Origin of the sequence: Caballeronia sp. RCC_10 (genome assembly GCF_041360715.1) — a bacterium.
Lineage (GTDB): Bacteria > Pseudomonadota > Gammaproteobacteria > Burkholderiales > Burkholderiaceae > Caballeronia > Caballeronia grimmiae.
Genome location: NZ_JBFUPT010000006.1, coordinates 273,845 through 284,514 on the forward strand (window position 1 = coordinate 273,845; position 10,670 = coordinate 284,514).

General features: G+C 64.5%; 10 protein-coding genes. 5 read left to right on the forward strand and 5 right to left on the reverse strand.

Annotated elements, in window-relative coordinates:
- Nucleotides 1-7: 7 nt before the first annotated feature.
- From AB6804_RS14605 to AB6804_RS14620, 4 genes are read left to right on the forward strand one after another with little or no spacing between them, the layout of a single operon-like run.
- Complete coding sequence (locus tag AB6804_RS14605) at nt 8-448, forward strand: anti-sigma regulatory factor (protein WP_370887027.1); 441 nt, start codon at nt 8-10, stop codon at nt 446-448.
- Nucleotides 433-1,485, forward strand: a complete 1,053-nt coding sequence (locus tag AB6804_RS14610; protein WP_370887028.1) for an ATP-binding SpoIIE family protein phosphatase — start codon at nt 433-435, stop codon at nt 1,483-1,485. Before AB6804_RS14605 ends, AB6804_RS14610 begins: the two co-directional genes overlap by 16 nt.
- On the forward strand, nt 1,482-3,242 hold the full coding sequence (locus AB6804_RS14615) for an ATP-binding protein (protein WP_370887029.1): 1,761 nt from the start codon (nt 1,482-1,484) through the stop codon (nt 3,240-3,242). The genes AB6804_RS14610 and AB6804_RS14615 overlap by 4 nt, the downstream gene beginning before the upstream one ends.
- The gene (locus AB6804_RS14620; protein ID WP_370887030.1) at nt 3,239-5,149 is read left to right on the forward strand and encodes a response regulator; all 1,911 of its coding nucleotides are present in this window, start codon (nt 3,239-3,241) and stop codon (nt 5,147-5,149) included. The genes AB6804_RS14615 and AB6804_RS14620 overlap by 4 nt, the downstream gene beginning before the upstream one ends.
- Before the next feature lie 88 nt (nt 5,150-5,237).
- Here AB6804_RS14620 and AB6804_RS14625 read toward each other — a convergent pair whose 3' ends face one another.
- From AB6804_RS14625 to AB6804_RS14645, 5 genes are read right to left on the reverse strand one after another with little or no spacing between them, the layout of a single operon-like run.
- Entirely contained in the window at nt 5,238-5,366 is a 129-nt protein-coding gene (locus AB6804_RS14625) for a hypothetical protein (protein WP_370887031.1), read from the reverse strand.
- The gene (locus tag AB6804_RS14630; protein WP_370887032.1) at nt 5,363-6,787 is read right to left on the reverse strand and encodes an efflux transporter outer membrane subunit; all 1,425 of its coding nucleotides are present in this window, start codon (nt 6,785-6,787) and stop codon (nt 5,363-5,365) included. The genes AB6804_RS14625 and AB6804_RS14630 overlap by 4 nt, the downstream gene beginning before the upstream one ends.
- 11 nt (nt 6,788-6,798) lie before the next feature.
- Nucleotides 6,799-7,941: an ABC transporter permease gene (locus AB6804_RS14635; protein WP_370887033.1), complete on the reverse strand. Its 1,143-nt coding sequence runs from the start codon at nt 7,939-7,941 to the stop codon at nt 6,799-6,801.
- Nucleotides 7,938-8,894 (reverse strand): ABC transporter ATP-binding protein, encoded by a 957-nt coding sequence (locus tag AB6804_RS14640; RefSeq protein ID WP_370887034.1) that lies wholly within the window; start codon nt 8,892-8,894, stop codon nt 7,938-7,940. Before AB6804_RS14640 ends, AB6804_RS14635 begins: the two co-directional genes overlap by 4 nt.
- The gene (locus AB6804_RS14645) at nt 8,891-9,853 is read right to left on the reverse strand and encodes an HlyD family secretion protein (protein WP_370887035.1); all 963 of its coding nucleotides are present in this window, start codon (nt 9,851-9,853) and stop codon (nt 8,891-8,893) included. The genes AB6804_RS14640 and AB6804_RS14645 overlap by 4 nt, the downstream gene beginning before the upstream one ends.
- Before the next feature lie 245 nt (nt 9,854-10,098).
- Here AB6804_RS14645 and AB6804_RS14650 point away from each other — a divergent pair, with 245 nt between their 5' ends.
- Nucleotides 10,099-10,443 carry a DUF4148 domain-containing protein gene (locus AB6804_RS14650; RefSeq protein WP_370887036.1) on the forward strand — a complete coding sequence of 115 codons (345 nt, stop codon included), beginning with the start codon at nt 10,099-10,101 and terminating at the stop codon, nt 10,441-10,443.
- Nucleotides 10,444-10,670: the final 227 nt, after the last annotated feature.

Here is a 10,670-nt window from a genome sequence, read left to right on the forward strand (position 1 = left end):
CCAGTCCATGATGACCTTCTATCCAACGGCCATGCCGGCCGCCTCGTCACCGCCCGATACGCTGCCGATCCGCTCCGACGAGCAGATCGTGCGCTTGCGCCAGTTCGTGCGCGAGAAGGCCGTGGCGCAGGGCTTGTCCCTCATCGATCAGACCAAGTTCGTGACGGCGGCGAGTGAGCTGGCACGTAACACGCTCATCTACGGCGGTGGCGGCGACGTGCATTGCACGCTCGTCGAACGCAATGGCCGCCGTGGCCTCAAGCTCGAATTCGTCGATAACGGGCCCGGCATCCCCGACATCGCCCGCGCGCTCTCGGACGGCTTTACCTCGGGCAGCGGCCTGGGACTCGGCCTCGGCGGCGCGAAACGCCTGTGCGACGAGTTCGACATCCGCTCCGCGCCGGGTGAGGGCACGCACGTCTCGATCACCAAATGGAAACCGTTCTAAAGGAATCAATGGCGGCGCAGCAGCGGTACGAGATCGTCGAGGCGAGTCAGATCGCCTTCGCGCGACGCTCGATCGGCGAACTCGCACGCGGACTCGGTTTCAACGAGACGGTCGCGGGCCAGCTTGCAATCGTCGTCACGGAATGCGGCACCAATCTGCTGAAGCACGCGGGCAGCGGCGAATTGCTCGTGCGCCCGCTGCTGGACGGCCCGCAGCGGTACGGCATCGAAGTGCTGTGCATCGATCGCGGGCCGGGCATTCAGGATCTTTATCGTTCGTTCGAAGACGGCTATACGACAGCCGGCAGCCCCGGCAACGGCATGGGCGCCATCAGGCGTCTGTCGGGCGAGCTCGACATCTGGAGCATGCCGGGACACGGCACGGTGCTGCGCGTCGTGTGCTGGAACGGCCCGAGCACGGCATCAGCGCACGATGCGCGCGTGAGCTACGGCGTCGTGAATCTGCCGCTTCACACGGAAACCGTAAGCGGCGATGCATGGTCCTGTCGCGCCGGCGACGATGCATTCACCGTGCTCGTCGCCGACGGTCTCGGCCACGGCCCGCTCGCAAACGTCGCCGCAATCGAGGCGGCGCGCGTGCTGGGCGCGCACGGTGACGCGCCGCTCGAACGCATCATGGAGCTTGCCAACGAGGCGCTGCGCCCGACGCGCGGCGCGGCGGTCGGCATTGCGCGGATGCCGTTGGGCCAATCGGCGGCGGGCGGGAAGGTCGCTTTCGCCGGCATCGGCAATATCTCGGCGAGCGTGTGGACGCACGATTCGCACCGGCATCTGGTGTCGCATAGCGGCATCGTCGGGCATTCGGCGCGGCGCGCGCAGCAGTTCGATGTGCCTTATCCGCCCGACTCGCTCGTCGTGCTGCATTCGGACGGGCTGGGATCGCGCTGGGATCTTGAACGTTATCCGGGCCTGGGCACGCGGCATCCGGCGCTCGCCGCCGCCGTGCTGTATCGCGATTTCTCGCGCGGCCGCGACGACGTGACCGTGTTCGTCGCACGGGCGACGGGAGCCGCATGATGGCGCTCGCGCTCTATTCGATGGAGATCGACGGCGAGCGCGATATCGTCGCGGCGCGTCGCAAGGCGCGCGATGCAAGCGCCGCGCTCGGCTTCTCGACGCAGGACCAGACGCGCATCTCCACGTCGGTGCTCGAAGCCGCGCGCACGGTGTTGGCGGCCGGCCCGCACGCGCGCGCGGAATTTCTGCTCGACAACGCGACCTATCCGCCGCGTTTCGTCGTCCGCTTTCGCGCCGGCGCGGGCGCGGGCGAGCGTCTTCGCGCGATGAAGAACGACGCGTCGCAAGCCGCGCTCGGCCTGCTCGCCGCGCAACGGCTGATGGAGCAATGCGCGATCGCCGACGATCCCGACGGCGGCACGTCGATCTCGCTCGCGAAGGCGCTGCCCGAGAGCGCATCGCCCGATGCGAACGCGGCGCACGCGGTCGCGGCGACGCTCGCGCGGCAGGACAACGAAGACTCGACCGCCGAACTCGCGCGCCAGAATCGCGAACTGATCGGCGCGCTCGCCGACTTGCGAGAGCGCCAGGAAGAGCTGACACGCCTCACGCGCGAGCTGGAAGACACGAACCGCGGCGTCGTCGCGCTGTATGCGGAACTCGATGCGCGCGCGGATCATCTGCGCCGCGCGGATGAGTCGAAGTCGCGGTTTCTGTCGAACATGAGCCATGAATTCCGCACGCCGCTTTCGTCGATCCGCGCGCTCTCGAAGCTGCTGCTGGAACGCATCGACGGCGAACTGACGGAAGAGCAGGAAAAGCAGGTGCGCTTCATCCGCAAGGCGGCGGAGGACTTGTCCGAAACTGTCGACGATCTGCTGGACCTCGCGAAGATCGAAGCGGGCAAGATCGAAGTGCGTGCCGTCGAATTCGAAGTGGATACGCTCTTTTCGGCGCTGCGCGGCATGCTGCGGCCGCTCACGCCGGGCAATACCGTCGAGCTGATATTCGAGCCGTGCGAGGGCTTGCCGCCGATCCGCACCGACGAAGCCAAGGTCGCGCAGGTGCTGCGCAACTTCGTGTCGAATGCGCTCAAGTTCACCGAGCGCGGCGAAGTGCGCGTGTCCGCAAGCTACGACGAAGTGCGCCGTCTGATCACGTTCTCGGTGACGGATACGGGCATCGGCATCGCGCCGGAGCATCAGCAGGTCGTGTTCGAAGAGTTCGGCCAGGTCGAGAACCGGCTTCAGCAATACGTCAAAGGCACCGGGCTCGGGCTGCCGCTTTGCCGCAAGCTATGCAAGCTGCTCGGCGGCGATGTATCGCTCGAAAGCGAACTCGGGCGCGGATCGACCTTCAGCGCGACGATTCCCGCTTTCTATGGCGCGTCCGAGGCCGCGCAAAGCGCCGCACACGGCGAAACGGGACCGGCGGTGCTGCTCGTCGCAAGCAATCCGATCGAGCGGCTCGACTGCGAAGCCGTGCTGCGGCAATCGCCGTATCGCACGACGAGCGCCGCGACGCTCGATGAAGCGAGCCGCGCGCTCGCCCGCACGCCGCCCGCCGCGCTGCTGCTTGCCGTGCGGCCCGCGCCGTCGGAGGCGTGGATCTGGCTTGCGGCGCTGCGCGCGCAGGCGGCCACGCGCGACATTCCTGTCGTCGTGCTCGGCGAACCGGAAGATCGCGATGAAGCCGGCGCGCTGGGCGCGGCAGCGTTCTTGCAGAAGCCGATCTCGGGCGGCGAACTCGCGAGCGTGCTGGACATGGTGTCGGGCAGAGTGAACGGGGCGCTTCGCGGGGAAGGAACGACATCATGAAGAGCGACTGGAGCGAGGTTCTGATCCTCAACGTCGACGATAACGACGGCGCGCGGTACGCGAAGACGCGCATCCTGTCGCGGGCCGGCTTCAACGTGATCGAAGCGGGGACCGGCACGACCGCACTGGAACGCGTGCGCGCCGAATCGCCCGATCTCGTGCTCCTCGATGTCAAGCTGCCCGATATCAACGGGCTTGAGGTGTGCCGCCAGATCAAGGCGTCGCCGGAAACCGCGGGGACGCTGGTGCTGCAGACATCGGCGGCGGCCGTGCATAGCCTCGATCGCATTCGCGGTCTCGAAGGCGGCGCGGACAGCTATCTGACCGAACCCGTCGAGCCGGCCGAACTCATCGCGCACGTGCGCGCGCTGCTGCGCGTGCGGCTCGCGGAAAGCGCGCTGCGCGAGAGCGAAGAACGCTTCCGGCAGCTTGCGGACAATATCGACGACGTCTTCTGGATGCTCGATCCCGCTGCCAATCAATTGCTCTACGTCAGTCCCGCCTACGCGCGGCTGTGGGATGCGGGCGAAGGCGCGCCGGCGCCGCATCCCGGCCGGGATCACTGGTCCGGCGACGTGCACTTGCTGGACCGTGAACACGTGGCGGCGGCATATCGGCAATTGCTGACGAGCGGCGCGCCGTATCACGTCGAATATCGTATCGCGCGGGCGCACGGCGGGCCGCGCTGGGTGGCCGAGCGTGCGTCGCAGGTGCGCGGCGCGGATGGGCGGCCCGTGCGTATCGCGGGCATCGTCAACGATATTTCCGAGCGCAAGGCCGCCGAAATGCTGTTGCGCGATGCGGACCGCCGCAAGGACGAATTTCTCGCGATGCTCGCGCACGAGCTACGCAATCCGCTGGCGCCGATTCGCAATGCCGTCGATCTGCTCGATCCGCAGCGCGCACCGTCCGTGCAGCACTTCGCGACCGTGCGAACGATCATCGACCGGCAGGTGCGGCACTTGAGCCGCCTCGTCGACGACTTGCTCGATGTCGCGCGCATCACCCAGGGCAAGATCACGCTGCGCCAGGAAACGGTGGATATCGCGGCAGCGGTGGAAGCGGCGATCGAGACCGCGCAGCCTGCGCTTCAGCGCAAGCGTCATAAGCTCACGACGCGCCTCGCGGATGCGCCGCTCTACATCGTCGGCGACAGCGTGCGCATCGCGCAGGTGTTCGGCAACCTGCTCTCGAATGCGTCGAAGTACAGCCTCGAGGAAGGCGAGATCGCCATCGAAACCGCGCAATTCGGCGATGAAGTGCGCATTGCGGTGCGTGACAAGGGCATCGGCATCGCGGCGGACATCCTGCCGCATATCTTCGATTTGTTCGTGCAGTCGGAGACCTCGCTCGAACGCTCGGAGGGCGGGCTCGGCATCGGCTTGCCGCTCGCGAAGACGCTGGTCGAATTGCAGGGTGGGCGTATCGAGGCGTATTCGGCGGGGCTGCAGCAGGGCAGCGAGTTCGTCGTGTGGCTGCCGCTCGCGAAGGCGCCGCCGCTGGCGGAGCATCCCGCCGATGAAGCGCCGCAGATCATCGGCGGCAAGCGCGTGCTGCTCGTCGATGACAGCGTCGATGCCGCGACCGCCATGTCGCTTCTGCTCGAAGCGGACGGCTTCGATGTGCGCACGGCGCACGACGGGGCCGAGGCGTTGAAGATCGCGGAAGTGTTCTTGCCGCAGATCGTGCTGCTCGACATCGGCTTGCCGGGCATGGACGGCTTCAGGCTCGCTGCGGAGATGCGCAAGCGTCCCGCCACCGCCGATGCGTTGCTGATCGCCGTGACGGGATACGGCCAGGCGCATGACCGCCAGCGATCCAAGGAAGCGGGCTTCGATCATCATCTGGTGAAGCCGGTGGCGTTCGCGGAGATTCGCCGGGCGGTGCAGGCGAAGTTCGGCGAGTAGCAGGGGCTTGCCGTTTCGGTCTGCATATGGCGAAAGGCAGCATGGTCCCGATGCGAAGAAGAGTCTTGGCACCGACCCGGGCGTGCTTTTATCCAGCGATCACCCATACGGAATCGCGCTCACGCAAATCGCCCTGCGTGAGCGCGAGCTTCTTCTGCGCGATCAACTGCGCGAAGCGCCATTTGCAGAACAGATCGCTGCGTCGCGATCTATTCATCGCCGCGCCGATGCGCGTGACGTCAGCGTCTCGCTTTCGATACCGCCAAGCGCCTGGAAAAGCGCAGCCGTATCGCTGAGACGGCTGGCATGGGCAAGCGTGCGATCGAGCTGCGTTTGCAGCGCTTGCCTTTGTGTGTCGAGCAAGTCGAAGCGGCTCACGCCGCCCGCAGCAAAGCGTGCATGGGTCGTGTCGAGATTCGCTTGCGCTTCGTTCGCTGCGATATCACGGGCGCGCAGGGCGTCCGCATCGTTCTGCAATGCGCTCAAGGTATCCGCGACTTGCTGAAGCGCATCCAGCACGGTTTCGCGATACGCGCTCGCAGCGGCATCGTAGGCGGCTTCAGCCGAGCGCTTTCTCGCTCGCAATTCACCGCCGCGAAAGAGCGGCTGCGACAGGTTGAGTCCGATGTTCCAAACGTTGAGCTTGTCGAGCATGTCGTGGATGCTCGTGCGCTGCGAGCCCACGCCCGCCGACAGCGAAAACTTCGGATACAGATCCGCCGTCGCAACGCCGACATTCGCGCTCGCCTGATGTAGCAGCGCTTCCGACGCGCGAATGTCGGGACGTTCACGCGCGAGCGTCGAAGGCAGCGTGAGCGGAACGTCATCGGGTACGCGCAAGGTATCGAACGTGAGGGCGTCGAAATCCGCGCGGGATGGCTCGACGCCCAGCAGAATCGCGAGCCGGTGATCGGCCGCATCGCGCTGAGCAAGAAGTGCGGGCACGCTCGCGCGCGTTTGTTCGAGGAGCGTGCGCTGGCTGCGTACATCGAAGCGTGAAACGCCGCCCGCCGCCATGCGGGCTTCCATGATGGATAGCTGCTGCGTCTGCGCATCGACGATGCCTTTCGTCAGCGTAATTCGAGCCTGCAACGAAGCTCGGCGAATGGCGGTCGACACGACATTGCCCGCAATCGACAGCCGCGCCGCATCGAGTTCGAACACCTGATAGTCGACTTGCGCGCGCAGTGCTTCGAGCGCACGACGGTCGCCGCCGAAGATATCGAGCGAATACGACACGCTCACCGAGGCGTCGTAGAGCGTAAATGGGCCGGGACTCGGCACCGGCACGCCGAACGCGGCGGGGTCTACTTTCTGCCGCGAACCGGAGAGCGATGCGTCGATGGCGGGGTAGTACGTCGCGCCCGCCTGCGCCTGATAGTCCTCGCGCGCTTGCGTCAACCGCGCGCGTGCCTGCGCGAGCGTGGGGCTGTTTCGCAATGCTTCATCGACGAGGCGGTTCAGGGCATCGGAGCCGAACTGCTTCCACCACTGCGGCAACGCGTGATCGGCTGTCGAGAAAGCGGGCGATGTGCTTCGCGTATAGCTTTGCGTATCGGGCGCGGCGGGCGCGTGGAAGTCGGGGCCGACGGTGCAGCCGCCCAGCATGAGCAGGCAAACGGCCAGCGCGGTTTTCATCGGCGTGTCTCCTAGTCGAGCGTGCGCCTGTAGAACCGCAGCGCGATGCCCATGACGATCAGCGTGAAAAGCGCCAGCGGCCACACGGACGGCCACAAGTCTGCCCAGCCGTTGCCCTTGAGAAGAATGCCGCGAATGAGACGGTTGAAATACGTGAGCGGCAGAAGATTGCCGATGAATTGCGCCCACTTCGGCATGCCCGAGAACGGGAACATGAAGCCGGACAGCAGGATATTCGGCAGAAAATAGAAGACGGTGAGCTGCATCGCCTGAAGCTGATTTTGCGCGAGCGACGACAGCGTGATGCCGACCGTCAGGTTCGCGGCGATGAAAAGCAATGCGGCCAGATAGATCGCGACGGGATTGCCAATCAACGGAACGCCGAAGACGAAGCGAGTCGCCACGAGGATGATCGTTGCCTGTATCAGTCCGATGAACACGTAAGGCACGATCTTTCCCGTCATGACTTCGATAGGGCGCACGGGCGTCGCGAGCAGGTTTTCCATCGTGCCGCGTTCGCGTTCGCGGGTGATGGCGATGCCGGTCATCATCACGAGGGTCATCGTCAGGATCACGCCCATGAGCCCCGGCACGACGTTGTATTGCGTAATGCCTTCGGGGTTGTAGAGATTGTGAACCTGCACGTCGAACGCGGCGGGCGTGCCATTGAGCGACGCGAGCGGGCCGGTGATGTCCTTCGATGCAACGGAACGAACAAGGCCATTGAGCGCACTCGTTGCCCTGCTGACCGCGTTGGGATCGGTCGCATCGGCTTCGACGAGCAAGGCCGGACGCTCGCCGCGCAAAAGCTTGCGCGAGAAATCGGCCGGGATGTTGAGCACGAAAAGCACGCGGCCCTGTGCGAGCGCGCGCCTGCCGGCTTCGTCATCGGGAAGCGTTTCGATGATATCGAAGTACTCCGAATGACTCATCGCCGCGATGAAGCTCCGCGTGAACGGGCTGGATTCGCCGGCGATTACCGCTGTCGGCAAGTGCTTGGGGTCGGTGTTGATCGCATAGCCGAAGAGCGCAAGCTGAACGATCGGCAATCCGACGATCATGCCGAACGTTATGCGGTCGCGCCGCAATTGCAGAAACTCCTTGAGCACGATGCTCCACCAGCGCATCGGCGAGAAACCGTTGCGCGCGTTCATGACTGTGCCTTGAAGTTATCGGTGGAGCGGCTCATCAAGTAGATGAACACGTCCTCGAGTCCCGTGTCGATCTGCTCGGCGCGCAGTGCGGTGCCTTTGACCGCATCGGAGATCGCGCGCTCCAGCGCCGCTTGATCGCTGCCGCTTGCGTGCAGCGTGGAGCCGAATACGACGGTCTGGTCGATGCCAGGTGTCTTGCGCAGCCGCTCCGATAATGCGCTCAACTGATCGCCATGAATGCGCCACGTCGCGAGCCCTTGCGATGCGATCACTTCGTTCGCGGTGCCTTGCGCAAGCAGTTTTCCATAGGCGATATACGCGAGCTTGTGACAGCGCTCGGCTTCGTCCATGTAGTGCGTGCTGACTAGCACCGAGATGCCGTTCGCGGCCAGCCGATGCAGTTCTTCCCAGAAGTCGCGGCGCGCGGTGGGATCGACGCCGGCGGTGGGTTCATCGAGCAAGAGAAGTTTGGGTGCGTGCAGCATGCATGCAGCCAGCGCGAGACGTTGCTTCCACCCGCCCGAAAGCGATCCGGTCAACTGGTTCGCGCGACTTTGCAGGCCGAGCGATTCCAGCGAGCGGTCCACCACTTCGCGGCGATTGTTCATCTGATAGATGCGCGCGACGAAGTCGAGGTTCTCGCGGATCGTCAGGTCTTCCCAGTATGAAAAGCGTTGGGTCATATAGCCGACGTTGCGCTTAATCTGCTCGCTCTCGCGCACGATGTCATAGCCGAGACACGTGCCGCTGCCTGAATCGGGCGTAAGCAGGCCGCACATCAGACGTATGGACGTGGTCTTGCCGCTTCCGTTCGGTCCCAGAAAGCCGAAGATTTCGCCGCGTGCGACTTGCAGCGAGACATCGTTGACGACGTGCTTGTCGCCAAAGCGCTTGTTGAGCTTGTGCACGTCGATGACGTATTGCGCTTCAGGCTTTGCGGCCGGCTCGCTCATTGCAACCTCACTGCGACAGGTTGGCCGGGATGCAGCTTGCTCGCATCCGATGCACTTGCATGCGCTTCGATCATGAAGACGAGCTTGGCGCGGCTTTCGTTGCTGTAGATGACAGGTGGCGTGTACTCGGCCTGATTCGATACATAGGTGATCTTTGCCGCGACGTCGGCGGCGCAGCCATCGCAATGAATCGATACGGCGTGTCCCGCCGCGAGCGCGCCGACTGCGCTTTCCGGCACGAAGAAACGCACCTTGGTGTTCTCGGGCGGCAACATCTGCACGATGGGGCTGCCGGCTTGCACCCACTCGCCACGACGATAGAGCGTGTCGTACACGAGGCCATCGGCGGGCGCCGCGACACGCTTTTGATCGAGCTTCCACTGCGCCTGCGTAACGACGGCCTGTGCGGCCGCGACTTGCGCACGCTGCGCGGCGATTTGCTGCGGGCGGCCCGGCAAGCGCGCGATATCGACCTGTTCGCTCACGTCGCGCACCTGCGCAGCGGTGGCGTCGGCGTTGGCGCGCGAGTCGTCGAGTTGTCCCTTGGAAATGCCGCCTGCGTCGAACTGCGCTTCATCGCGGCGCAGTTGCAGCGCGGCCTTGCGCGCGTTCGCACGCGCCAGCGCGAGTTGCGCGCGCACGGATGCGACCTCGGGCGCGCGCTTGCCGGTGAGTATGTCTTGGAGTTGCGATTGCGTTGCGACGAGTTGCCGCTTCGCCTGGTCGAGGGCGGCGGTCTCGTCGACGGATTCGAGCGCGAACAGGGGCGTCCCGGTCGTTATCGTCTGTCCGCGCGTGATGGGCAAATCGACGAGCTTGCCGGATTGCGACGATGCGACGTAGACGAACTCGCCTTCGACATAACCCTGGTACGAATTGGAGTCCTCACGCGAGCACGCCGCGAGCAGCGTGGCGGCAACCATGCATGAAAAGAGTCGAACGCGAAAGATGCGGGGCATTGCTCGCTCCCTTGATGATGCCTACCCGTATTGGTTGGTCTACCAAACAATACGCGACCCGGTTCTCGAGTGTCAAGCGACGTGCACGGGAATAGATCGGAGCGTGCGTGGGTTAACCAAGCGAAACCTCATTGCTTGAATCCCGGGTCGAGCGAATCGGACGCAGCGGACATCGTCTTCTGCGCCGATGGGGTTTGCGAATCGCGCGCGATCTCACTCAACCTTATCGTCGGAGTCTGTTCATCATGAATACCATCGCCAAAGTCGTCGTGTCGGTTGCCGCGGTTGTCGCACCGGCCTTAGCGTTCGCGCAAAGCAATAACGCGCCGCTCACTCGTGCGCAAGTGCGCGCCGAGCTGGCGCAACTCCAGGGGGCCGGGTACTCGACGGCGTCCGGAGAAAATGCCACTTATCCTGCGGACATTCAGGCTGCTGAGGCCAGGGTCGCCGCGCAGCAGAGCGGGGCGAATCAATCCTACGGGGGCATGCAGTCGGGCGGAGCGGCGTCGGGCGCGATGCAGCGAGGCGCGGGGGCTGCGTCGACGTGCGTAGGACCGGCCGGCTTTTGTGTACCGTTCTTCGGGAGTTGAGAGAGCGTTTTCTTTTCACTTAGAGTGCGCAGCGGCGGTCGGTCGTCGTTGACCAATTGCCGCGCGCTTATTTATTAAGCAGCGGACACGAGAAGAAAAGAAAATGCGAAAAGGGGGTTGACCTGTTATCGCTGCCCAGACATAATCTCGTTCTCTGCTGCTGATGCAGCGACGCAAGACGAAGCAAGACGGTCTTAGCGGAAATGTTCTTTAAAAACTAACAGCCG

Bases quoted from the DNA above. Each gene is read 5' to 3' on its own strand.
- AB6804_RS14605 (WP_370887027.1), top strand. From the start codon at position 8: ATGATGACCTTCTATCCAACGGCCATGCCGGCCGCCTCGTCACCGCCC.
- AB6804_RS14610 (WP_370887028.1), top strand. From the start codon at position 433: ATGGAAACCGTTCTAAAGGAATCAATGGCGGCGCAGCAGCGGTACGAG.
- AB6804_RS14615 (WP_370887029.1), top strand. From the start codon at position 1,482: ATGATGGCGCTCGCGCTCTATTCGATGGAGATCGACGGCGAGCGCGAT.
- AB6804_RS14620 (WP_370887030.1), top strand. From the start codon at position 3,239: ATGAAGAGCGACTGGAGCGAGGTTCTGATCCTCAACGTCGACGATAAC.
- AB6804_RS14625 (WP_370887031.1), bottom strand. From the start codon at position 5,366: ATGAATAGATCGCGACGCAGCGATCTGTTCTGCAAATGGCGCTTCGCG.
- AB6804_RS14630 (WP_370887032.1), bottom strand. From the start codon at position 6,787: ATGAAAACCGCGCTGGCCGTTTGCCTGCTCATGCTGGGCGGCTGCACC.
- AB6804_RS14635 (WP_370887033.1), bottom strand. From the start codon at position 7,941: ATGAACGCGCGCAACGGTTTCTCGCCGATGCGCTGGTGGAGCATCGTG.
- AB6804_RS14640 (WP_370887034.1), bottom strand. From the start codon at position 8,894: ATGAGCGAGCCGGCCGCAAAGCCTGAAGCGCAATACGTCATCGACGTG.
- AB6804_RS14645 (WP_370887035.1), bottom strand. From the start codon at position 9,853: ATGCCCCGCATCTTTCGCGTTCGACTCTTTTCATGCATGGTTGCCGCC.
- AB6804_RS14650 (WP_370887036.1), top strand. From the start codon at position 10,099: ATGAATACCATCGCCAAAGTCGTCGTGTCGGTTGCCGCGGTTGTCGCA.